The 22,740-nt window shown below is 53.2% G+C and carries 21 protein-coding genes, 3 pseudogenes and 1 riboswitch; of the genes and pseudogenes, 12 read left to right on the forward strand and 12 right to left on the reverse strand.

All coding sequences use genetic code 11. From position 1 onward, the window contains the following. The first annotated feature begins 149 nt into the window (after positions 1-149). Positions 150-665 carry a type 1 glutamine amidotransferase domain-containing protein gene (locus HS1genome_RS07890; RefSeq protein WP_126450310.1) on the forward strand — a complete coding sequence of 172 codons (516 nt, stop codon included), beginning with the start codon at positions 150-152 and terminating at the stop codon, positions 663-665. A gap of 879 nt (positions 666-1,544) precedes the next feature. Here the strand turns inward: HS1genome_RS07890 and HS1genome_RS07895 are convergent. Then, complete coding sequence (locus HS1genome_RS07895) at positions 1,545-3,248, reverse strand: acyl--CoA ligase (RefSeq protein ID WP_126450311.1); 1,704 nt, start codon at positions 3,246-3,248, stop codon at positions 1,545-1,547. A 115-nt stretch (positions 3,249-3,363) separates the two neighbouring features. Between HS1genome_RS07895 and HS1genome_RS07900 the strand changes: the two genes are divergently transcribed. Next, positions 3,364-4,227, forward strand: a complete 864-nt coding sequence (locus HS1genome_RS07900; protein ID WP_126450312.1) for a helical backbone metal receptor — start codon at positions 3,364-3,366, stop codon at positions 4,225-4,227. Here the strand turns inward: HS1genome_RS07900 and HS1genome_RS07905 are convergent. Continuing rightward, positions 4,190-4,627 carry a PI-PLC domain-containing protein gene (locus HS1genome_RS07905; RefSeq protein ID WP_126450313.1) on the reverse strand — a complete coding sequence of 146 codons (438 nt, stop codon included), beginning with the start codon at positions 4,625-4,627 and terminating at the stop codon, positions 4,190-4,192. The two genes, HS1genome_RS07900 and HS1genome_RS07905, sit on opposite strands and share 38 nt — an antisense overlap. Positions 4,628-5,335: 708 nt before the next feature. Here HS1genome_RS07905 and HS1genome_RS13055 point away from each other — a divergent pair. The 8 genes and pseudogenes from HS1genome_RS13055 (at position 5,336) to HS1genome_RS07935 (ending at position 10,286) form a co-directional block, all read left to right on the forward strand. Then, on the forward strand, positions 5,336-5,458 hold the full coding sequence (locus tag HS1genome_RS13055) for a hypothetical protein (protein ID WP_268243622.1): 123 nt from the start codon (positions 5,336-5,338) through the stop codon (positions 5,456-5,458). A gap of 54 nt (positions 5,459-5,512) precedes the next feature. Continuing rightward, entirely contained in the window at positions 5,513-6,181 is a 669-nt protein-coding gene (locus tag HS1genome_RS13060; protein WP_338067356.1) for a xanthine dehydrogenase family protein molybdopterin-binding subunit, read from the forward strand. Then, a pseudogene (locus tag HS1genome_RS13195) lies at positions 6,178-6,558 on the forward strand (molybdopterin cofactor-binding domain-containing protein); the annotation flags it as partial. The gene HS1genome_RS13060 and the pseudogene HS1genome_RS13195, both read left to right, overlap by 4 nt. Before the next feature lie 3 nt (positions 6,559-6,561). Next, entirely contained in the window at positions 6,562-7,677 is a 1,116-nt protein-coding gene (locus HS1genome_RS07915) for a xanthine dehydrogenase family protein molybdopterin-binding subunit (RefSeq protein WP_338067375.1), read from the forward strand. A gap of 60 nt (positions 7,678-7,737) precedes the next feature. Beyond that, the gene (locus tag HS1genome_RS07920) at positions 7,738-8,571 is read left to right on the forward strand and encodes a hypothetical protein (protein WP_126450314.1); all 834 of its coding nucleotides are present in this window, start codon (positions 7,738-7,740) and stop codon (positions 8,569-8,571) included. After that, positions 8,568-9,332 carry an ATP-binding cassette domain-containing protein gene (locus HS1genome_RS07925; RefSeq protein ID WP_126450315.1) on the forward strand — a complete coding sequence of 255 codons (765 nt, stop codon included), beginning with the start codon at positions 8,568-8,570 and terminating at the stop codon, positions 9,330-9,332. The genes HS1genome_RS07920 and HS1genome_RS07925 overlap by 4 nt, the downstream gene beginning before the upstream one ends. Before the next feature lie 11 nt (positions 9,333-9,343). Then, positions 9,344-9,982, forward strand: coding sequence for a hypothetical protein (locus HS1genome_RS07930; RefSeq protein WP_126450316.1), 639 nt, complete (start codon positions 9,344-9,346; stop codon positions 9,980-9,982). Further along, on the forward strand, positions 9,975-10,286 hold the full coding sequence (locus HS1genome_RS07935) for a transcriptional regulator (RefSeq protein ID WP_126450317.1): 312 nt from the start codon (positions 9,975-9,977) through the stop codon (positions 10,284-10,286). The genes HS1genome_RS07930 and HS1genome_RS07935 overlap by 8 nt, the downstream gene beginning before the upstream one ends. Positions 10,287-10,940: 654 nt before the next feature. On the opposite strand, the gene HS1genome_RS07940 is transcribed toward HS1genome_RS07935, so the two are convergent. The 10 genes and pseudogenes from HS1genome_RS07940 to HS1genome_RS07985 form a co-directional block, all read right to left on the reverse strand. Beyond that, positions 10,941-12,086 carry a divalent metal cation transporter gene (locus HS1genome_RS07940; RefSeq protein WP_197721478.1) on the reverse strand — a complete coding sequence of 382 codons (1,146 nt, stop codon included), beginning with the start codon at positions 12,084-12,086 and terminating at the stop codon, positions 10,941-10,943. Then, positions 12,083-12,424, reverse strand: a complete 342-nt coding sequence (locus tag HS1genome_RS07945; protein ID WP_126450318.1) for a Rieske (2Fe-2S) protein — start codon at positions 12,422-12,424, stop codon at positions 12,083-12,085. Before HS1genome_RS07945 ends, HS1genome_RS07940 begins: the two co-directional genes overlap by 4 nt. Positions 12,425-12,444: 20 nt before the next feature. Further along, complete coding sequence (dps, locus tag HS1genome_RS07950; RefSeq protein WP_126450319.1) at positions 12,445-13,038, reverse strand: DNA protection during starvation protein; 594 nt, start codon at positions 13,036-13,038, stop codon at positions 12,445-12,447. Positions 13,039-13,196: 158 nt separating this feature from the next. Continuing rightward, positions 13,197-14,405 (reverse strand): annotated as a pseudogene (locus HS1genome_RS11905) (RNA-guided endonuclease InsQ/TnpB family protein). 578 nt (positions 14,406-14,983) lie between these two features. Further along, the gene (locus tag HS1genome_RS07960; protein ID WP_126450320.1) at positions 14,984-15,625 is read right to left on the reverse strand and encodes a hydrogenase; all 642 of its coding nucleotides are present in this window, start codon (positions 15,623-15,625) and stop codon (positions 14,984-14,986) included. Then, positions 15,618-16,559 carry a respiratory chain complex I subunit 1 family protein gene (locus tag HS1genome_RS07965; protein WP_126450321.1) on the reverse strand — a complete coding sequence of 314 codons (942 nt, stop codon included), beginning with the start codon at positions 16,557-16,559 and terminating at the stop codon, positions 15,618-15,620. The genes HS1genome_RS07960 and HS1genome_RS07965 overlap by 8 nt, the downstream gene beginning before the upstream one ends. Further along, a complete protein-coding gene (locus tag HS1genome_RS07970; RefSeq protein ID WP_126450322.1) occupies positions 16,556-18,259 on the reverse strand; it encodes a proton-conducting transporter transmembrane domain-containing protein in 1,704 nt (567 codons plus the stop codon). Before HS1genome_RS07970 ends, HS1genome_RS07965 begins: the two co-directional genes overlap by 4 nt. Next, complete coding sequence (locus HS1genome_RS07975) at positions 18,259-18,864, reverse strand: NADH-quinone oxidoreductase subunit B family protein (protein WP_229768248.1); 606 nt, start codon at positions 18,862-18,864, stop codon at positions 18,259-18,261. The genes HS1genome_RS07970 and HS1genome_RS07975 overlap by 1 nt, the downstream gene beginning before the upstream one ends. After that, entirely contained in the window at positions 18,861-19,973 is a 1,113-nt protein-coding gene (locus HS1genome_RS07980; protein WP_126450324.1) for an NADH-quinone oxidoreductase subunit D-related protein, read from the reverse strand. The genes HS1genome_RS07975 and HS1genome_RS07980 overlap by 4 nt, the downstream gene beginning before the upstream one ends. A gap of 2 nt (positions 19,974-19,975) precedes the next feature. Next, positions 19,976-21,241: a proton-conducting transporter transmembrane domain-containing protein gene (locus HS1genome_RS07985; protein WP_229768249.1), complete on the reverse strand. Its 1,266-nt coding sequence runs from the start codon at positions 21,239-21,241 to the stop codon at positions 19,976-19,978. A 13-nt stretch (positions 21,242-21,254) separates the two neighbouring features. Then, positions 21,255-21,334: riboswitch (Fluoride riboswitch) on the reverse strand. A gap of 533 nt (positions 21,335-21,867) precedes the next feature. Here HS1genome_RS07985 and HS1genome_RS07990 point away from each other — a divergent pair. Together HS1genome_RS07990 and HS1genome_RS07995 are read left to right on the forward strand one after the other, a co-directional pair. Beyond that, positions 21,868-22,182, forward strand: a pseudogene (locus HS1genome_RS07990) (HEPN domain-containing protein); the annotation flags it as partial. A gap of 26 nt (positions 22,183-22,208) precedes the next feature. Next, entirely contained in the window at positions 22,209-22,577 is a 369-nt protein-coding gene (locus HS1genome_RS07995) for a nucleotidyltransferase domain-containing protein (protein ID WP_126451377.1), read from the forward strand. The last annotated feature ends 163 nt before the right edge of the window (positions 22,578-22,740 follow it).

Below are 22,740 nucleotides of genomic sequence, written 5' to 3' on the forward strand. Positions count from 1 at the left end.
GAGATCAGCTCCATCGATCTGGACATGGACTATAAGGAGCTGTCGTAAAGTTCTCGATCAACAAGCATGGTAAGTCGATCCAGTTTGGGGGTGATTTTAGGAACAAGGGAGAGGTTAAGGCTATATACGAGAGACTGGAGGTTCAGGATATGAAGGTACTCTTCGTAGTGGGGGAGGAATTCGAGGACGTGGAACTGCTCTATCCTTTCTACAGGGTGATAGAGGAGGGTCATCACCCAGTAATAGCATGGAAGGAGGCCAAGGCCAAAGTGACGGGAAAACACGGATACACAGTGGAGTCTGACATCTCCTTTAAGGAAGTGAAGGTTGAGGACTACGGGGCTTTGGTGATACCAGGAGGGAGGGGACCGGAGAGAATAAGGAGTATTCCAGAGGTCAAGGAAATAACTAGGAAGTTCTTCGAGTCAAAGAGGCCAGTGGCAGCAATTTGTCACGGTCCACAGGTTCTCATATCTGCCGGACTTGTGCGCTCTAGGAAGCTCACCTCAGCCTACGGGATAAGGGACGACGTCGTAGCAGCTGGAGGGGAATACGTAGATCAGCCTGTCGTAGTTGACGGGAACCTCATCTCCTCTAGGCAGCCCGGCGATCTCCCGTTCTTCACCTCTACCCTAATTAAGGCGTTGAGGGAATTCAAGAACTGAGGACGATAGTTCCTCTAACATCGGCGTTATTTTCAACGGCGTTATGAATCGTCCTTACACCACAAGACATTGAAAGCTCCGTCGTTTAACTTGTTGGGAGTCCCCATCTCAGGGACAGACCCCTTATAGAAACTAAATAAACGTTTTTAACTTAACGGAGGTTGAGGGGACGGAAGTCCCCTTCCGTGGGGACGGACAGCCCCCTTATGTAAACCTCTTTACGGTTGTCAAAATACTATTTCTACGACCTCTACTGTGAGAGCTGGGTCGCACCCTCTGGACTGGGGGAACTCACGCCCGTGGAGAGGAAACCCTCCGCGATCCCCCTTCCGTACTGTTCACAGAAAGGTTCCACTGAACCTCCGCTACGTAAGGAGATCGAGGTCCCTCCGGGAAGCAGGAAATCCCCACCGCGAGATGCCCCGTCCGTGAGGGCGGGGTAGTTCACATCATCTCTCATCGACTCCGGTGAGGTTTCGAAACCCTTGAGGAGGTACGGAGAGCACACAACTCCGAGAGAGTCTTCTCAACAAGGGGGGAACCTGAACAAGAGCTAAGTGTCTACTCCCATCCAAACCTTCCTCGACGCGTTTAGGACCACCACAAATTAAGTGAAGGATTTTTGAGTGAGTGGTCCATAAAATTTCGCGCTCCTGGAGGCGAGTGGGATAAGCACGGCCTCGGCCATAGCGAAATCTAGGGAAGGGGCCGAATATGGTGGTGGAGGTGGACTCGAAAGGGGTAAAGACGTCGTGAAAGTTGCGAACCACCCTTCACGGTGGCTTCACGCTTCATCACGACTTGCCCAAAGGCGGAGAGCGGATCTCCACGGGAATCGAGGGACATCCCAACCTCATCTCACCTTTCCTGCACCATCTGTCAAACGAAGTACTCGCGTTCACCCCTTTCTCCCCTCCTTCTACGCTCCTCCTCGAGTTTTCTCAATTCGTTCCTCCTGATTTTCCCGCTAGTGGTCTTGGGCAACTCGTCCACGAACTCCACTATCCTCGGTACCTTGTAGGCCATGAGGACCTCCCTACAGTGAGACGCTATTTCCCTCGCAAGTTCCTCCGACGCACGGTACCCCGGTTTCAATACGACGAAGGCCTTCACTAACTGCCACCTTTGGGGATCTGGGCTTCCCACTACCGCCACCTCTGCCACCGCGGGGTGTTCTATCACTGCGCTCTCCACCTCGAAGGGGCCCACCCTGTAATCTGACGTCTTTATGACATCGTCAGACCTTCCAACGAAGAACCACCTTTCCCTTTCATCGAAGTAGGCCCTGTCTCCGGTGTAGTAATATCCTCCTCGGAACGCGTCCCTGTTCTTGGAGTCATCTGAGTATCCCAAGAACAGCCCCACCGGCCTCCAAGTGCTCAACTTGACTGCTACATGTCCCACGGTCCCAGGAGACCTGATCTCCCGCCCTTCGTCGTCGAGTAGGACCACGTCGTACATGGGAGATGGGCGTCCCATCGAGCCCGGCGTAACCTCCTCCCAAGGAAGGTTACCTATCATTGCTGTGGTTTCTGTCTGGCCGTAGAAGTCCCTTATCGTGACCTCGAACCTGTCCCTCCACACCTTTATCACCTCGGGGTTCAGTGGTTCCCCCGCCGAGACCGCCTCCCTCAACTTATCGAACTTGAGGTTGGAGAGGTCTTGAACCACGAACTGTCTCCAGGCTGTCGGAGGTGCGCAGAAAGTCGTGACGCCTAGGGACTCTGCGGCGTTCAGGTACTTGGACGCGTCCAACTTACCAGAGTAGTTAATGGCTAACACCGTGGCTCCCAGGTTGAAGGGTGAGAAGAAGGAACTCCAGGCGAACTTGGCCCATCCTGGGGCACTGAGGTTCAGGTGGAGGTCTCCAGGTTTAAGGCCTATGAATGCAGCTGTGGACAGGCTTCCCACTGGGTAACTAGAGGCGGTGTGTATGACCCTCTTCGGGAGGCCTGTCGTTCCAGAGGTGAAGTAGTTGAGGGACTGCTGATGCGGGGACGTGTCCTCGGGTCTGACCGTCTCCTTCGGTAGGAAGTCCGTCGACGTCCAGCCCTCCCTCCTCCCGATCACCAGCTTGACCGGCTTCATCGAGCCCATAGCCTCCTCGACTCTAGCAGCACTGTCTTGGTCCGCGATCACGGCAGCTGGACGGAGGTCGGAGAACCTGTAGGAGAGCTCCCTCGTTGTCAGGTTGACGGCCGTGGGCACTCCCACCATACCTCCCTTCACTATGGCCAGCATAGATGCCCATTGTTCTGGAACCAGTGGAGTCATCAGGTACACCGAGTCCCCTGCCTTCACTCCCTCCTTTCTTAGGAACGATAGCACCGAGTCCGCTAAGGTCGATAGCTGAGAATACGTAAGTTTACCTTCCTCTCCGCTATCTAGGTTGGTCCAGATCAGGGCCGGTGTACTTCCTCTCTCCCTCACGTGAATACCCTCGAACACTTCCGCAGCCCAGTTGAACCTACTCTGCTTGATCCTGTTCAACGACGTGAGGAGACCTGGGAGCCTTGATGCCTTCACCTCGTCTCTGGACTTCGACAGGTCCGCGAACTGCCTCACTGCTGAGGCGTAGTCCATGTGTCACCTTGAGGTTCCAGATATTTTACTTTTCGGGGAAAAAGAACTCCTTGTGTTTCTCGATATCAAAGGTTCCAAGGGGACAACCTTCTAAGTTCCCCCTCCAATTAGAGGTGTGAAAGTCTACAGTCCGGAAGTTGGATTCGTGGACGTGCCGGAGGAGCCCTCTAGGATAATAAGCCTCTCCCCGGCAGTGACTGAGACCCTCTTCATGTTGGGGATGGGAGATAGGGTGGTAGGGGTAGACTCTTGGTCCTACAGGCCTCGAGAGGCGCTGAAAGTGAGGAGGGTTGGCTCTTACGCTACCCTCAACACGAACGTAGTCAGAGAACTGTCGCCTGACCTAGTCCTCACTACCACAGGAGTGCAGCGTCCGCTCATCGACCAGCTTAAGGCCGCAAAGGTTCCCGTTTTTCCCGTGCCCATCCCCTCTACGGTCTTCGAACTGATATCTGGGGTCGCGTTGGTGGGCGGGTTAGTGGGGAAGTACGAAGAGGGAGCCAAGTTGGCGGAGGGACTTCACAGTAGGTTGGTGGAACTCTCCCGACTGAGGTTCTCGACCCCGGTGCGGGCCTACATAGAGATAGATCTGGGAGGGCCCACAGTACCGGCGTTCTTCTCCCACATTACCAGTGCCCTCCACCTCCTTAATGTGCACAACGTTTACGGCAACGTAAAGCAGGCCTACCTTTACGGGGTCAAAGTTGCCGACTTTCCGCTATTCGACGTCAGTGACGTCTTCAGGACGGATCCAGATGTTGTAATTTACGAGTTCAAAAGGAAGCAGCCGTCTGGGGAGGAGGTCAAGGAGCTAGTGCGAAGCAGAGGGTGGGACAAGTTGAGGGCAGTGAGAGAGGGAAGACTAGTGGTCCTCCCGGCCGACACATTGGCCCACCACGGCCCCTCCTTCCTAGATAACCTCAGAGAGTGCCTCGTGAAGGTCATGGACTCCCTTGGTTCACCTTCTCCATCTCCTTGATCAGGTTGACGTTGGACGTCACGACTCCTTTAACGCCGATTTCCTTCATCCTCTCAGCTATTACGGGATCGTTCACGTTGTACGCCAGCACCCTGTCCACTCCCAGTTGTCTCACTGAACGTGGGTTGACGAGGCCGTAAGGAACTACGAGCAAGTCCACCTCGACTTTTGGCTTCACGGGAGATTGGACCAGAAGGGCCACTTTCAGTCCCTTCCTCTTCGCTTCCTTGGCCAGGGACTCGTCTTCAGTGAGGAGGAAATCGCTTCCCACTTTTTCTAGGTCGTTCGTCTTAAGAAGTGTTACTTTCCCTCTAGGACCCGTCGACACTACCCCGTGGAAACCCGCCTTGGAGGCTGCGTTGGCCCCCTCCTCGTCTCCAACTTCCAGATAGAACTCCATGGGGTAAATGGGGAATCTGCAGTTAAATTACCTTCTCCAACTCACTGAGAACTCTATCACCTACAAAAACTAGGGGTCCGTTCCACAGGAATCTTTAACTTTTCGGGGTTAAGGGAGGCGGAAAGTCCCCTGCCATGTGGGTGGATAGCCCCCTTATATAAAGGTTTTTATAATAATGAAAAAATTTCCTAGACCTCTGCTGAAAGAGCTTGGTCGCACCCTCTGGACTGGGGGAACTCGCGCCTGTCGATAGGAAACCCTCCGTGACCTCCCTCCCGTACTGTTCACAGGACGGTTCCACTGAACCTCCGCTACGGAAGGGGATCGAGGTTCCTCCGAGGAGCGGGACTCACCGCGAGGACGCCCCGTCCGTGAGGGCGTGGTAGCTCACGAGTGGGACAGACGGTTTCGCCGCTTCTCTCCCCACGATACCGTAAATGTCCCGATCGAGGAAGTGTCGAGTGCATTGAGGGACCTGCTCAACCTCCCCATCTTCTCCGTAACGTGCAGGGAGTTCACTTGGGACTAACGGAAGACGAAAGGAAAATGGAAAAAGTACTCAGTGAGGCTGTCCGGGGCTGGAGACGAGTTCTCGGAGGAGTTAGAGAGGTTAGAGTACAGTGGAGGTTCACAAACCGTTCAAAGGTTCCAAGGACCTGTGAAGCCTCTCAACGAAGTTCACCTTAGAGGACTTGGGAGGGAACCTTAGTGAGGATGGAGGTGGAACACCGGGTTGAAGGCCTGAGCAAGTCCGATAGGGCCGTCCTTGAGGAGTTGAACTTTAGGAAATTCAAGGCCTCCCTGGAGAACCTGAAGAGGTTCGTGGATTAGACGTACTGCACGCGGACTCACCATTTTTAAGCGAGTTTCACCATTCAGTGAACCATGCGTTACGTCGGGAAGCCACTTAAGAGGGTGGTCGAGGACGTTCCATTGATAACGGGCAGGGCCACATTCGTTTACGACATCACCCTGCCGTCCACACTCCACGCAGTTTTCCTCAGGAGCCAGTACGCTCATGCCAAGTTCAAGGTTCACTGCAGAGGCCTCTGTTACACTGCGGAGGACCTACCAGTTAAGGTGGGTTTAGCAGAACGAGAAGCCGTTTACGTGGGGCAACCCCTCGCCGTGGTCCTCGCTGAGGACGAGTACACCGCTAGGGACCTGGTCTCGTCGATCGAGGTGGAGTACGACCCGTTGCCAGCGGTGGTCGATCCAATTAAGGCCACCGAGGAGTCTTCGCCGAAGGCTAGGTCCGACCTCAAGTCGAACGTGTTCAGAGAGGAGAGGGTAGAGGCAGGTGACGTAGGGGTGGCCCTCAGGAGGGCTCACGCCGTAGTGGAGGGAACGTTGCTCAACCAGAGGCTCATACCCAGCGCAATGGAAATGAGGGGGGCTGTGGCGTCGTACGATGGGAACAGGCTTACAGTGTGGTCGAGCACCCAGAGCGCCTTCTTCGTCAAGAAGGCCGTTCAAGGTCTCGTCTCCAAGCTCGGGTCAGGAGCGTCAGAGCCGTCCAGCCTGCGGTCGGAGGGGCCTTCGGTAGTAAGTTAATGACTTACCCGGAGGAGTTGGCTGTGAGCGCTTTGGCGGTGTTGACCAAGAGGCCGGTGAAGTGGTTCAACACCAGGGCCGAGGACATGGCCTCCACGAACCAAGGGAGGGACATGATCTTGAAGTTCAGAGCAGGGGTGGATAGACAAGGAAGGATCTTGGGAATAGAGGGAACACTCTACTTCGACGCAGGTGCACCAATCGCCGAAGTGAACGAGAGCGCCTTCGGTATGGCCTCGACCGCAGCAAGGATGATAACTGGGCACTACGACATAGGGAACGTCAACGTAAGGGTCCTCGGTGTTAACACCAATAAGACGGTCATAGAGGCCTACAGGGGGGCTGGGAGGCCAGAGGGATCCTACTTCATAGAACGCATAGTGAACCTGGCGGCCAGGAAGGTCGGCGTCGATCAGTTCGAGATAAGGCAGCTCAACTCCCTGAAGGAGGCTAACCAGTACAGGACTCCCACTGGGATGACCCACGATAGCGGAAGGTACTGGGAAGCGTTAGAGAGGGCGAAGCCGGCCTACTTGGAGTTGAGGCGCAAGAGGGACGAGATGAGATCGAGGGGAGAGACGGCTGGGGTGGGAGTTGCCTTCCCAGCGGAGATCGCCTCCTTCGGTCCCTACGAGACGGCCAAGGTCAAATTGACGTCTGGAGGGAAAGTGCAGGTGGTGAGCGGCTCTGGGCCCCACGGTCAAGGTGACGGAACCGCCTTCGCCATGATCGCAGCCGACGTGTTCGAGGTAGATCCTAGTCAGGTCGAGGTGCTCTGGGGCGACACCGACCTCATAGCGGACGGGCAGTACACCGCCGGGAGCCGGACTGTTGCGATCGGAGGAGCTGCGGTGTACGAAGCCTCCCTGAGACTGAAGGAGAGACTTGCCAAGACGGCGGCGGAAGCTATGGGTGTGGATGTGGCTCAATTGGAGTACTCGGAGGGCAAGTTCAGGAGGAAAGGCGACGGTGACTCCATGGATCTCTCTAGGCTCTTCGACGCATCCCTCTCCATGGGGGTGGTTCCAGAGGAGTCCTACTCCTACGTCCAGAAACTCTACTACTCACCTTACGGAGTTCACCTAGCTCTCGTGAAGGTGGATCGGGAGACGGGAGAAGTGAGGGTGCTCGACTACAGGGCCTTCGACGACGTGGGAACTGTTGTGAATCCACTCACTACGGAAGGACAGGTCCACGGGGCAGTCCTACAAGGTGTGGGCCAGGCCCTTTATGAGGCGGCCATTTACGGAGACGACGGCTCACTCCTATCCACCGACTTCCTTTCTTACCACGTCCCGCGCCCCAAGGACTACGTCAGGGTGTTGTGGACTTCTTTGGGCCTAGCTAAGTCCGACAACCCACTGGGGGCCAAGGGGATAGGAGAGTTAGGTACCATAGCAGCAACTCCTGCAGTGGTCAACGCGGTGGAGGATGCCCTAAATAGAGAACTCTTGACCATGCCCCTTACCCCAGAGGTAGTCGTGAGACACCTGTGAGGAGTTCAGTTTTTGAACCTCTAAGGTTCCCTATTATCTCAGAGCGCCCCACCACCTAACGTGAGGTTAGTCAAGTACATGGTGAGGACCTTCCTCACCAACAAGTACATCTGGGGGTGGGGGGTTGCCTTCGCCGTCTTCTGGGAAGTGATGGGAGCTTACGTCTTCTCCTCTCAGGTTCCAGACCAGAAGCTACCCGCGATCTATTACGGGGGAGCCTGGGCGGGGGAGTTGGTGTTGAACTCACTGAGCGCCGTCTCTATCAGCACCACCTTTATGTTGACATATCAGACGGGAGCGCTGCCTCATCTCTTCAGGTTCTCCAAAATGAGCTCCGCCCACTACACCGCTGGGGTCTACGCCGGAACACTGGCTGTGGGCTCATCGGCCCAAGCGATCACCTTGGGCTTACTTTCCCTCACTTTCTCAGACAAGTTCGACCTCCCAGTTTACCCGGTTGATCCCTCAGCCTTGGTTGGAGTAGTGGTCCTCACCGCCGTCTTCATGACTTCCCTGTCCTTCGTTCTCCAAGTGTTGGTGGCCAGGGCTTCCAGGAAACTTTCCAACCTCACTTCCTTCGTTCCCCTCATCCTGACCTACGGGTTCTCGTTCAGCTACCTTTACCTAAAGCTGGGTGAGCTGACGTACCTCAGCCCCTTCACGGCACTTGAGGCATTGCTCGTCAGGTCATACGTGGGGACCCAGGTTCCACTGAACTTCGCGCTCATACTCGACAACTACTCTTCGACAGGTAGGTTGGACGTGGTGACTCCTCTGTCACCTACTTTAGCTGTGCTCTCTGCCTTGGGTTGGACCGCAGTTCTCACACTCGTGGGAACCTTGGGGGCGAGGAACCTCTACTACAAGCCTCTAGAGGAGGGGAGGATCGCTTGATACAGCTAAGGGACTTCTCGGTGAGGCTCGGTTCAAGGGATGTGATCGAGAGGTGCACCGCAGACGTGGACAGAAAGGTCCTCCTGCTAGGTCCTAACGGTTCCGGGAAGACGAGCCTCCTGAGGGCTCTTGCCGGTGTACTGCCCTACGAGGGCAGTGCCAGGGTGGAGGGAGTGGAGGTGGCGAAAGCGAGGAACATGAACGCGTTGGCGACCAACTTACCTGAGGTGTTCACGCTAGGGGTGAGACTAAGGGACGTTCTTTACCTCTTCGGGGAGATCAAGGACCTCAACGAGGAATTGGCGGTGAAGATGTTAAGGAACGTTGGTATCAAGGACCTAAGTAAGAGGGTCTACGAACTCTCCTCCGGACAGGGAGCACTCTTCAGGACCGCTGTGGCCTTGGCCACTAATCCGAGGACAATACTCCTCGACGAACCATTCGAGAACGTTGACGCAGCCCGGAGGTCCGTTGTAGTTAATTGGATCGAGGAGTACGGAGAGAGCGGGCTGGTGGTCACCCACGAGCTGGACGTAGCCACGAACTTCAAGGAGTTGGACGCATATATGCTGTTCGAGGGGAGGCTCCACGGTCCTATCAATGTGGGCGAGTTACTGAGCTCGGTTGTAGTGGAAGGCTCAAGGAACGGGGCACTCCTAGAAGTGGAGATAGGAGGGAAGAGGTTTTCCTTCGTGAAGGATCAACAGGGGAGTAAGTTGGGGGATCTCGTAGTGCTGGACAGGATATATAGCCTCCTGTGAGATGAACTTAGATGGAGGTAAAGGACCTAGTCAACGAGTCGGAGGAAATAGCCTTACGTGTAGTCAGATACGAGTATAGGAAGGCCGTGGGAAAGTACTATCTCGCTTGGAGCACCGAGCCCCTGATCGTAGCCATCTTCACTAGCCTCCTGACCTCCTTCGACCTCCCACCGGTGTCCTATAACTTCACTCCCGTACTCGTCGTCCCCTACATGGTCTACTCCTTCTACGTGTTCTGGAAGGCCATGGGGGTTTACGGGAGGATCGAGACTAGGTCGACGGGTTTAGCCCGGAGGGGTAACTCGGAGCGGACGTTCAGACCTATCTTCCTAGGAACCCAGTTGCTTTACGCTTTGAGTTTCTCGCTCATCCTGGTTGGAGATTACTCTTCTCACTTCCTTCTAGCGCTGGCCGGTGCTCTACTATTCGCGGCCCTCTTCGGGAGGAGCATGTTGTACCTGGGCAGGATGGGGGGTGGAGTGAGACATTACGACGTGTTAGCGTCAGTTACACTCGCCTTAGTTTTCGCGTTCTTGGTGCGTCCTGAGTTCTACAACCAACCCCTGTTTCCAACCATCTACCTCACTTTCTCCGTCACCTGGATCTACGCGGGCTACATGTCCCTCAGAGAGGTCCTAGAGCATGAGTGAGAAACTCAAGGAGCTGATGGAGTTGCTCTCTACTCCGTCCTTCTCTAGCTCTGCGCGGGTCGGGATCTTGCTCTCCCTCTACTACCTAGGCAGAGTGACCTTCGTTGACCTACTGAAGGCCACGGATCTCCCTAAGAGTTCCCTCTTCGCCCATCTTCAGGTCCTCGAGGACGAGGGCCTAATCTTAGTTAAGAAGTCCATAACCCTCCAGGGACCTAGGACTATTGTCGTCTTAACCGATAAGGGGAAGACCGCCGTCCTAAGATACATTTCCCTCGTAAGGGAATTGGAGGAACTAAAATAGATGTCGTGAAGGATGAGAGGCAACTGGCTGTCGCTCCTCCGCCAGGGCAGGAACACTAGGCGTGGAATGTAAACGAGGCCATACGGAGATTGTGGTGTCTACTACGACAGGAGGAATTTGGTTTTCGTGAACCCCTCACGGACGTCCTAGCAACGAGGGTTTCCCGCTTCCAGGGCGACCTCGATACCCGTCGGTAGCGGATGTTCCAATTGTCCTTGAAGCTGTAGGACTAGACGTGGAGGGAATCCGCGTGTTCGAGGTGGGGGAGTGCGACACCCACATACACCAAACGTGTCACCGCGTCAAGGTCAGTATACGCCCAAGTGCCTAAGGAACCGCCTCCTAAGTTAGGGACCTTGGACTCATGTAGCTGCTGTAGAAGCAATGGTAACCTTCTCGCTTAACCCCTTCCTATTGAGGAAGTCGACGGTTTCCCTAGCTTCCAAACATACTCTTAACAGCTTCCTGAACTTTTTCCAGATTATTTCATGTTGGCTCACTACTCAGTTAAAAGTTAACAATTTGAAGATAATACCAAGGAGCGGGAATCTCCCGAAATACTCAGGAAAATGTGGCGGTGTTCTCCCTACAGGGAGGTAGAACATCTTGTCTTGTAATACTCAGCCCCATTTAAATGAAAGTTAACGCAAACACTTAACTTAACTCAATCACTCCGAGCAATCCTGTGATTAGAAACATGGCAACGACAACGAAATAGACGATCATTCTCCCTTTAGAAAAGGTGTATTCTCCCATTAACTCTCTTCTGGAGACGAGTATCCCTATGAGGACTGCGGGGAGTGTCACCACTAATGGGGAGACCGAAAGGATTGCTACAGCCAAGTTCAAGAGTTTCAGATAATCACCTACTAAGAAGACCGCGAGGAACATGGGGACGGATTCCAAGAGATACACCTTCTTCACATTGGACTTGTTATTGGCCCCTAAGGACTCAAGGACTCCCCACGAGCTCGCCAGTGAGACCACCACCAAGGCGAGGAAACCAGAAGATATCAGTAGAATCCCCAAAAACGAATTCACGGATGATGTGATTTCGTAGGGAGTTCTCTGACCTATAATTACGGCCAAGGCAATCACTGCTTCCGTGGCCAAAGAACCAATTAGCGTCTCCCTGCTGTTCCATTTCAGCCTGTATCTTAACGGAGCTTTAGATTTAGAGTACCTGAGCGCGGTCGAGGTGCTCTGATATATGAGCATGCAAGGTGGGGTGACTACGGCTCCGACGTTGAGAGCAAGAAACAGTAGGAACTTAGGAGAGGACGAAATGTAGAATGGATAACCTAGATACCTCAGGGGAAATACTAGAAATAACGAAACTGAAAGTATGAGTGCTGTGACCACTAGTAGAGTCCTCTCAGTTGATTCAAGTTCTCCCGTGAAGATTATCACGAGGTGAAGGACAAAAACTACTGGCAAGATTATCGTTGGATTGATGCTTAACATGGACGCTCCAACCGCTATACCAACATATTCACTGAGATAAGTGAATGAATCTACCAAAAACATAGGAACAGTTGCCATTAAAGCTACTTTGCGCGCGTACTCCCTTCTGATCACTTCTCCCAATCCCCTCTCAGTCACCGCGCCTAACCTTCCAGCGGCCTCTTGGATAACGTAAAGAGGAAATGAAAGGAGAATGATGAACCAGAGAAGTCTAGTGCCGTACTGATCGCCAGTCAAGAGCCCTCCCAGAATACTCGCTGAGTCCGCGTTAGCCAAAAGAGCTATCCAAGCTGGTCCAAACAACCTGATCCCGTCCTTTACTTTCACTACAATCACTGGCTAGGACCTGAAATAGTTACGCAAACCTGCTCCCCCTCTTCACTCACAGGGAACTCGACCAAGTTCCCTGTTTCCCTCCATTTGCCGTATTTCTCAGGGTACGGTACGAAAACCGGCCTTCCCGTGTTTAAATCGTAGATGTAACCGTGGAGGTAACACCTTATCTTTTCATTGATTACGTCTCCTTTCCATATGTCAGCTCCCTTGTGCGGACAATAGGGCGATATAGCCCACACTTTTCTTCCTATTCTAACTAGGACTACCAGTTGGTCGCCCGCGTGAACCTTTACAGGATCACCCTCTGGTATTTCGGTTAAATTTAAACAAGTCCTCAATAATAACACCGGAGGAAAAATTATCCGGTGCGAGTTTTCCTCGACAAAGGCCCCTCTCCTGGATAGGATCTCCTGAAGTGCCCAGAGGGTCTATTATAGAGTAGCTCCAGGAACCAGGCCTCGTGCTCAATCTCCTCTTGTAATATTCTCTGAGCTAAGTCGTAAGTTCTGGGATCTTTGCCGTAAGTCATATCACACACTTCGTTCCACGTCCTTATTGCACATTGTTCTGCCTCCAGCAGGACCTTCAGGATACTCCTCGGATCCTTCCAACCTTCAGGAAGATATGGGTCGGAGCACGCAGATATGTTGGCCACTTCCCTCATATCCTTCGGCAGGTTCCCTCCAAGCTCGTATACCCTCTGGCTCATTAGTTCGAAGTGTAACCTGTCCTCTAACCTAGCGTCTTCGGCTATCTCTTTGAGTCCCTCTCCCTCTAGGCCGGTGAGATGCATCCTCAGAATTGTGTAATAATAATAGGTCGTGAACTCAGCAGCGGTAGCTCTCACTAGTTTATCTATTAATGTATCCACGTTCAGTCCTGATTTCTTTAACACTTCTACTCCTACTACCTCAGGGCCGTTTCTACTTCCTGGGTTTACTTCTTCGCTCATGTTTGTTCTAGATATATTAACTGACTACAAATTAATAAGCTTTCCTATTAGGAAGTGATTTCTATATAAGATGTATTCTAATCTATTTGAGGGAAGAGGGGAATGTCCCTTATGAGGAACAGATGGTGTCGGAACGGTTTTCTTCCTGAAGGAGTGAACTACCCTGCCCTAACGGACGGGGCTTCCTGTTTCCTAGCCCCACCTTGCCAGTAACGTAGTACTGGTAGAGGGCGGAGCTCCACAACTGAGGGTCGCACCGACCCCGATCTGCTCAAAATGTTCAGGGAGGCGTTGTAGTCGCGGTCGGCCACCCAACCTCAAGGACAGACGAACACCCTATCGGAGAGGGTGAGGTCTTCCATTACTCGACCGCACTTTGCACAGGTCTTGGAGGTGTAGGCTGGTTCACGAGGACTAGTTCCTTGCCGTGCTTCTCCATCTGGTACTCGATGACCCTCCTCAGTTCGTGGAGGGGGGGACCTCGTGGAGCCTCATCTTCCTGGGCGATCTGCCCACGAGTCCCTTGACTTGTATGCCCTCCATAACCACAACGTCATAGTTCTGGGCGAAGTACTTACCCAGCTTCATGTAGAGGTCCCTCCCCAGTTCCTTGAGGTGCCCGTACGCCTTGGCCAACTTTACCTTCGCCTTGAACCAGTTCTTGGAGAGGAAAACCTTCCTGGACAGGATCCTGTGGAGGTGCCTCACCTTCCACAGGGCCCTCTCGTAGGGCCTCAGGTTGGGGAAATACTCCCCGTCCGACGTGGTCAAGAGCTTCTCCAACCCCACGTCCAGTTCAACCACCCTGTCCGTGTTCTGGAGCTTTGGGAACTCGTAACCCTCGACCGCGAAGGAGATGTACACCCTCTCGGAGGGCATCAGCTTCACGACCACCCTCTTCACCTTGTCGAGGGGGAAGTCCCTATGTACGAGGACCTCGAAGACCCCCAGGTGGGAGAGGTACAACTTGATCGACTTCATGGGACGTCCCTCCCTGCTCTCCCCCCTTACCTCCCTTGAACTCAGCACCTTCCACCCGCTCTGCGGGTAGACCAGGGAGGAGTACTTGTGGGGCTTCTTCTCCTTGGGGAACCTGGCCAACCCGTCGATGAACCTCTGTCTCGCGTCGTGAAAGCGGTCCGCGACGTTCTGAACCACCTGCGAGTGCAGTTCCCTGTACCTCTCGTCCTGCTTCCTCAGGGCCAGTTGCCTCAACTCCGTCTCGGTTAAACCCTTCCCGTCCCTCCCGTGGAAGTAGAGGTCCGCCCAACGTAGGGTGTTGTCCTCACGAGCTAACCTCAACTGGGCCTTCAACGCCCCCAACGTTCGTCGGCGTATGCACGAAAGCGGAACCCCACGTCTGACATTAACGGAATATCGTAGACTCTGATTTAAATATAAGGGGGCCATCCCCATCCTCACGGGTCTTCCGCCCCCTCAACCCCCGTTAAGATAAACTCCATGAGTGATGGACCCTAAGTCACTATTAACTTCTCAAGTATAACTAAAGGTTGAGGGGACGGAAGTCCCCTTCCGTGAGGACGGGTAGCCCCCTTATGGAAACGTTTTCGTAATGAAGCTCCAACGTCTTCTAGACCTAACTGAAAGAGCTGGGTCGCACCCTAGGGGCTGGGGGAACTCGCGCCCGTGGAGAGGAAACCCTCCGTGATCCCCCTTCCGTACTGTTCACAGAAAGGTTCCACTGAACCTCCGCTACGTAAGGAGATCGAGGTTCCTCCGGGAAGCAGGAAATCCCCACCGCTAGGACGCTCCTTCCGTCAGGGCGGGGTAGTTCACACACTCTCCGTCGTACAACGTTTAGCCTCCTCCCGAAGTCTCTCGATCTCTTCCAGGTCCTTCTCCACTTACTCGATTTCGTTCAGTAGATCCTCCATTTTCCTCCCTCTTTCCTCTACGAGGTCTCTCAGCTCCCTTTCGCTGGAACTCATCCCACCAACTCCTCCAACACCTCATGTTCCCTCTTCTCCAGGATGACTAACGACGATATCACCACCAGGGCGAGGACGTCCAATAGAACACTCGCCTCGATCAGGAGGGGCACTGGAACTAGGAAGAGTCCCAAGAGGATCAGCGCATTCTCTTCCTCTATGTAACCTAGAATTTGAGCTATGGTGGACCTCCTAGAGGCGATGAGGAATAGTCCCTGAAAGAGGAGGATGAACGGAAAGATCAGGAGGAATCCTCTCTCTCCACCTAACAGTCCTATCCCTTTGAGGGCCACGTATACGACTATGAGGCTCGAGGTGAAGAACGTTGATAGGTTGATCAGTAACGTCGACGCGACTCCTCCTGTCTTCTCCCTCTCCCATCCCCTGAGCCCGAGCACGTTGAGGAGGATCCACGGCGTAACTATGCTCCTGACCGACACCGTCAGGAGAGCCAGGTACAGGAAGTCTACGTTCCTGGTGGATAGGAACGCGAGGAAGGAGGTTAGGCCCACTAACGCCGATTCCACCCCAGTTCCCTTGATGGCAGAGTTGAAGAACGCCTGGCCTTGAACGTAGAGGGCCGAGGCAACTGTGCCTACCACCACGAGTTGAATCGCTTCTGTCAGGAGGTCAGCCACGGAACACCACCGTCAATATTAGGGAGAACAACGAAAGCACTAGGGCGACGGCCAGAAAGTCCTGAACCTTGAAGAGCCTCAATTTGGCGAAAGTGGTCTCCATCACCGTTACTACTCCTATGAGTCCGATCCACTTCACAACCATCACTCCGACGTCAATAACGGAACCAATCGGCCCCAGGAATAGACCCCACGGAACAAGGAAAACGTTTAGGAGTACTGAACCTAGGAGGTATTGTTTGATGTAGTTGCTCCACTTCAGCAAGCCAAGATCCCTTCCACTATATTCGTAGAGTAGCGACTCCTCTATCATGCCGAACTCCCACATTCCTGAACTCTCGACAGGCAACTTACCCGTCTCAAACATCCAGAGCATGAAGAACGCTACGGTTGCTACGACGTGGGGTACCGTTGCGTAGTTAGGAAGGATAACTGCGTAGTTCATTGCAGCGTAAGGGTTGTTGGTGTCTGTGATTAAGGCCACCGCGAAGAACACTGAGATCAGCGTCCCCTCACCTAGGTAAGCGAAGGAAAGGATCCTCGCCGATCCCAGGGCCACGAAGTTACTTCCACTTTCCATAGCTTGAGAGACTTTCAAGAAGGACGCCAGGGAAAAGAGCAGAGCACCTCCTAGGAAGTCCACCGTGGGAGTCAGAAACACTGGGGCGGGATATATTACAGGGATAACGAAGGAGATTAGAATATATACGGCGAACACCAGGGCTGGGCCGTAGAGGAATAGCTTGCCCGCTTCAACAGGTACCACCGTCTCTTTCCTGAATAGCTTAGCGAGATCGTAGTAAGGCTGCAGGACGCTGGGTCCTCTCCTAGTTTCCACAAAGGCCTTGAACTTTTCCAACAGTCCAGCCATGAGAGGAGAGAGGAGAAGAACTGCTCCCACCTGCACCGAGGCCTCCACGACTGAGTAGTTCACAGGGACATCACCACCAGTACCAGGAGTACAGCCAAGATCATGTAAATTACATACCAGGAAATCGAGCCATTCATGTACATCCTAGTGATCTTCTTGGAAGTGCCTACGTAAGTCCTTGCTAGCATGTAGATGCCCCTCCAGAACAAGTCCACATCCCCGGCCGCCCCCCTTTCCAACAATTGCCGAAGCATTAGTCTGACGTTGTTGGAGAATCCATAGGAGGTGTACTTCTGATGACTCCTCCCGTGGTTCCATGTCCTTACAGTCCTGCTTCTCCTTGGGCCTGCCACTAGAACCGTCATAGCGAACCCGCTCGCCAACGTCAATGCCACGAATACAGGTGAGATTGCACCGAATACAGAACCGTTGAGCTTCACTGCGATCATTGAGCCCTGGGGAAGTCCTAGCGAGGGCGCCCCTATCCTGAAGGGTGAGAGCAGGTAGATGACTAAACCTAGGACAAGGACTATTACTCCGGAGGTCATTACTACAGGGTAGCTCTCACCTTTAACCCCCCTAAATAGCTGTAGGAATGACGAGAGTCTTAACATCGCGCCAGTGGCGAACCCCTCCCCTAGAGCTATTGCTATTCCTGTGAATAGAGGTATGAGCCCGGTGAGGCCTGGGATTAGAGCGGCTTCAGCGAAGAAGACCTCCAGGAGTCCCCAAGTCGCTACCCCCCCTACAGTGGGGAGTAGACCGGACATCGAGGAGGTGAGAAGCACCACCCCCAGCTTGGACCATGAGCTGGTTCTCCAAGATGCCATTGAAATCGACTCCCCGTAACCTTTTCCGGCGAGGAGGAAGAGCCCAGTCTTAGCCGTCGAGTGAGCCACGGCGTAGGCCGCTAGGACGAAGGAGGCCATCAATGCTAGGCTGTGTACAGGTGCGACTTCCAGTGCTCCTAGCGTGGCCAACAGGGCACCGTCGTTCTCTACCGTACTGAAACCCAGAAGTCCCTTCACGTGATCCGAGATGTACGCGAACAGGGCCCCGAAAAGAACGGTAAATCCCCCTATCGACATTAGAGCCCATCCTAACGGCAAGTCCTGTGGCGAAAGTAAGGACATCTTGTATAACCCAAAGAGGGCTACAAGAGTCATTGAGGCGCTGAGGACAGCAGACAGCCTGGAAGGAGCGCTTCCGTGAGCGAGTGGAAGCCACTCTGTCACCATGAAGGGGAGGATTCCCATTTTCACTGCGAAACCGAAGGCAAGCACGTCTAGAGGCAAGTCCGTGTGCAGGGGAACGAACTCCACCATACCCGTCTGAGAGTAAGCTAGGGAGAACCCCCCGACTAACAGTACCGTGCTCAGTTCGCTGAAGGCCATGAAGACGAACGCGGGGTAGCTCAACCTCCTGTGAAGTCCGATCTCTACGTAGGCAGGCACCGTCATCACTTCCCAACCAGTGAGGAACGAGAGGTAGTTGGTGGATGTTAGGGCCATTGCCATGCCCAACAGAGAGAGTGCCATTAAGGAGGGCAACCACCTGTCATCGTCTCTCTGATTTGCAATTGCCGAGATCAACCAGACAAACCCTGCTACTGAGAGGAAGATCGCGAGGTGCTCAACTCTGAAGGCCAGCGCTCCCTGGACTACAAAGGCTGCAGACGAGACTGCCATTATAACGTAAGCTGGTCTCCTCCACTTCAACCCTACCGCTGAGGCCAGCGCCAAGGGAAGTAGGATGTAAAGCACTAAACGTCACCTTTGAGCCTTCTGAGTGCTTGAATTATCGAGGCCGGGGTGGGAGGACAACCGGGAACTACCACGTGAGCGTTAACCTCCGGCGGTCTCCCCAGCACTCCTCCAGAGGCGGCGCAGGCACCTATCAGTACCACCACTTTAGGTTCGGGCATGGCATCCAGGGCCTCCCTCAATGGTCCCTCCATTCCCTCAACCATTACTCCCATTAATAGAAGGGCGTCAGCGTGACGGGGCGTGTTTACCAGAAATATGCCGAATCTAGTGGCGTCGTATTGAGGAGAGAACAATAACTTCAACTCCACGTTACATCCTCCACAGCTCCCGACGTCTACTGGGAAGACGTGTAGGGACTTCCTGAAGAGCGAGTTTGTGGTTTTCACCTCTGGCTGAACTGTATTCCCAGTTGGGACTAGGTTCGGCTCACACCTCCTGCAGAATACACATTTCCCTGGTTCCCACTTACCTTCCCTTATTGCTCTCGTAGGGCAGCCTGAGAACTCTCCTTTCACTTCTAACTGTGAAGGCCAGGTGGCGTTATTCTCAGGCTCTTTCTCTGTTCTCACTCCTCTCCTTACTCCCCTCAGGAACCAACTCACCCTAGGTCCACCTCCAATTCCGATACCCATATCCCGAAGCTCTCCCAGTTGAACGGAATGTCGGTGAAGATAGCACCCCTTGAGCTACTGAGGAAGGCCCTCAAGTTAGCTCTGGATGGTGGGAGAACCTCCACCTTCCTCAACATCCTTCCCTCCACCTCCACTAAGTAAGCTAGGTCGCCAGATGGACTCTCTACTCTCGCAATACCCTCTCCCGTTCTTTCTGGGACTATGAAGGAGCTAGGCTCTGTCCTCATTTCCGAGAGCATTTCAATTGAGCTCTCCACCTCTTCCATTCTCACCATCAATCTGGATAAGGCGTCTCCATCCCTCATCGACACCGGTCTAAATCCGTCGTAAGGCAAGTCACCTCCATCGCACCTGGCGTCGAAGGCCATTCCCGCCGCCCTGGCCGCCGGACCTATTAAGGAGTTGTCCTTTATCACGCCGTTACCTGAGAGCCTATCCACGAAGATCCTGTTCTCCAACACCTTCCACATTTCCTTCATGAAGGTCCAGCCCACCAACATGGATGGTTCGAATCGACAGACTGTTCCCCCGAGGAAGTTGGCTCCCATGAAGTACCTGTGTCCGCAGGCTCGGCCTATGGTTCTGTTTACCTGTTCTACAGCACTCAGCACGGTGTAAGCGGGAACTAAGAGAGATGCGGCGTCAAGCAACCTATGTAGAACGAGGAGGTGATTCCTCACTCTCTCCAGTTCGAGTTCGACTATTCTGGAACTAACTACCTTTTCGTCGGGTTCAACCTCTAGGGCTTTCTCTACAGCTATTAGAAACGCAATGGAGTGGGCAGCGCCGAAGTTGGCGTTTATTCTCTCCACCTTCAAGATGGCGTCCTCTACTCTAAGCCCAGCTAAGGGGATCTTCCTGTTCTTAGAGGAGACGTAGTCTATCCAATCCACCGACTCACCCCTAGTTAACACGTCGAGTGCTAGGCTCTCGATCGGACCTCCAGCTAACGGCCCGTACGAGAAGGTGAAGCTCCCGTACTCTTTGGCGGGCCTACCTTCCTCATCTTGAGGACAAGGTGAGTTCATCAGTCCCTCGGTGGTTAGGCACTTCTCTCCAAGCTGTCCGACTATCCTCACCTTTACCACCTCATTAACAACAATCCCACGGCTAAGGACGCTAGTCCAGCCGCCAGGGAAGTCGCAGCCAGCAAAATGTCCTCCTTCTCCCTTTTCCCCTCGTGGAGGACCATCCTTCCCACGTGAAAGTTGATCGAGATGAAGCCTACGGCAGTGAACACTAAGGCTAGCGCCACTTGGGGGAACATTCCAGCCCTGAAGGCCGCGGAGAAGATCGCGAACTCTCCCAGGAAAGTCCCGAATGGAGGTAGTCCTGTAACGGAGAGCGACGAGATGAGTAGGGCCGCAGAGGTTACTGGCATGTTAATTTGGTCTATTTCCTTCTTCCCCGTTGAACGTGTTATTGAGCCACAGGAATAGAACGCGCCAGCCTTCCCGAAGGCGTGAGAGAGGAGGAGGATCGCGACTCCTAGGGTCGAGTTAGCTGACATCCCTAACAGTGCAAGATTCATGTTTTCGATCGTCGAATAGGCGAACAATCTTTTATGGAACCTCTGACTCCCCATCGCGATCGAGGCGAACCCTATTGAGATCACCGCGACCCAGCTGTAGAGTTCTGGAACTGGGGCAGCAACGTAGACCACATGAAGGACGTATACGGCCACAGGGAGCAATACCCCTGAGAACAACGCACTAACTGGGGCTGGTGCCTCACTATGCACATCGGGAAGCCACGTGTTCATTGGAAACACTCCTGCCTTTGTGCCGAATCCCATGAGGGCTAGCGCTGAGGCTATAGTCAGAAGGGGCGAGAGGTGGGGAGTCTCTATACTAGATACTGTAAGCGTGCCCAGTCCATAGTAAAACAGGATCACCGACGCAAGAGCAAACGTAACACCAGCTGAGACCAGGATCACGTACCTCCACCCAGCCTCCAATGCCAGTGGAGTTCGCTCCGTCACCACCAGCAACACAGAGGAGACAGTAGTCGCTTCTATCCCAACCCACATCAGTCCTAGGTTGTTTACAACCACAGTGAAGAACATGGTGGAGGTGAAGAAGTTTAGAAAGTAGTAGTACCTGTTTTGGTTACCTATGTAGCGAAGTGAGTAAATTGCCGAGAGCACGTAGATGGACGCTATTGAGAGCAGAATATACCAACTGAACTGTGTGACGTAGAAGGTTCCTATTACAGGTATTTCCCCCCGTAGCACAACCACCAGAGCCACCTCTACTATCGCCGACCCTATGGAAGCGTATCTAACCCTGGACAAAAACAGGTTAGCTACGAGGGGCAAGACTATTATAGACATCACGAGGGCGTTCAACCTATCTCACCTTTGTAAGATAGGCGTCATCAGCCCTCACAACTCGGGCGGTTAGGACGTTAGTCCGCGGAGGACGCCATCTCCGTGGGCGAGAGTTAGCAGTGAGGTATAAAAGATTTGCGAATCGGAGAACCCACGGATCCTTCACTTTGGTGGCAACTTAAACGAGAAGGTAGTCGAAGGATTTCGTCAATAGGGGCATCTATGGCTTTGCTACCGCTGCGTAGATTTGGGGTTTCTTTACAAAAATTTAGGAGTCGAGGAGGTGGAAAGCCTCGCCTTTCACGGGGGGATAGATAGCTCCCTTATAATTAAAACATTGTTTTCCTACGATTTCCTTAGTGGCGTTAACGACTTCCCTCCCCGGCCCCATCGAGAACTCGACTGGACTGAGGGAGGGGCAACATGCACTTTTCTCTTATAGGGACTAGAGGCCGTCGAAAGTCCCCCTCTAGTCGGGAGCTCCGCCACCTCCCGCAGCACATCAAACGAGAGATGTAACCTAGAATCGAAGAGGGGAACTCTGAGTGGGGAGTAAGTCAGCTTCACGTCAAAGTTGATAAGGTCACTGTGAGAATTTCATCGAAAACTCTTTGAAGAGAGTTCACGACTGACTACGAGAAGCGGAGAGGGATTTAGAGGAGGCTAAGTGCACTAAGGAGGGCAAGTATTACGAGCTGACCTGCTTTCTGTCTCAGCAGTCGGCCGAGAAAGCCGTCAAAGGACTCCTTCAATCCATGGGAATAGAGAGAAGAGGACACTCCATGATTCAATTAATCCAAGACGCTCATGTAGAGATACACCAATGTACCGCTTTCCTAAATAAACAGTACTTTCCTACGCGTTATGCTGATGTACATGATGAAGGTTCTCCATTAGAGTACTACACTGAAAAGGACGCAGAGGAATTTATAAATCCCGCATTTAGGATGCTTAATTAAGTGAGGGGAAATAGCGTAGGGTGATAATGCTCTTCAGTTCTAACGCTCGTGGAGATTACACCGACCTCAGCGACTACGACGTGTTAATAGTGGGAGGCGAGATACCCAGAGACCCGAGGAAGGTCCCAGACGATCTTTACATGAGTGTCGTGAAGATGTATCCAGGAGAGGTCGATCCGGTCTTCATGGACATGGAGGTTTTCATGAAAAAGCTCAAGGAAGGAGTTACCTTCATCTTGCGGATATTAGAGGAAGGCAAGGTTCGATATAGGGACGAGGAGTTTTCAAGCCAGGTCGTGAGAGCATATTCTGAGGCGAGGCCTACATACGTGAGGAAAGGCAAGGATCGGATAATAGTAGTAACGAAAGGGAAGCAAGTGAGGGATATTCCTTAACTAGGAGGAGGCTTACTTTTCTGAATTGGCGTGACACTACCATTTTCCAGTTTTCTGTGGATGTAACCTTCCCTTAAGCTCTGTAGACTGTAAATCGTCTATTTATATAATTAATGATCTTCATGAATTTTCCTTAGGTTTACTGACTTTGTGTATACCCAAC

This window comes from Sulfodiicoccus acidiphilus, from assembly GCF_003967175.1.
Taxonomy (GTDB): Archaea; Thermoproteota; Thermoprotei_A; order Sulfolobales; family Sulfolobaceae; genus Sulfodiicoccus; species Sulfodiicoccus acidiphilus.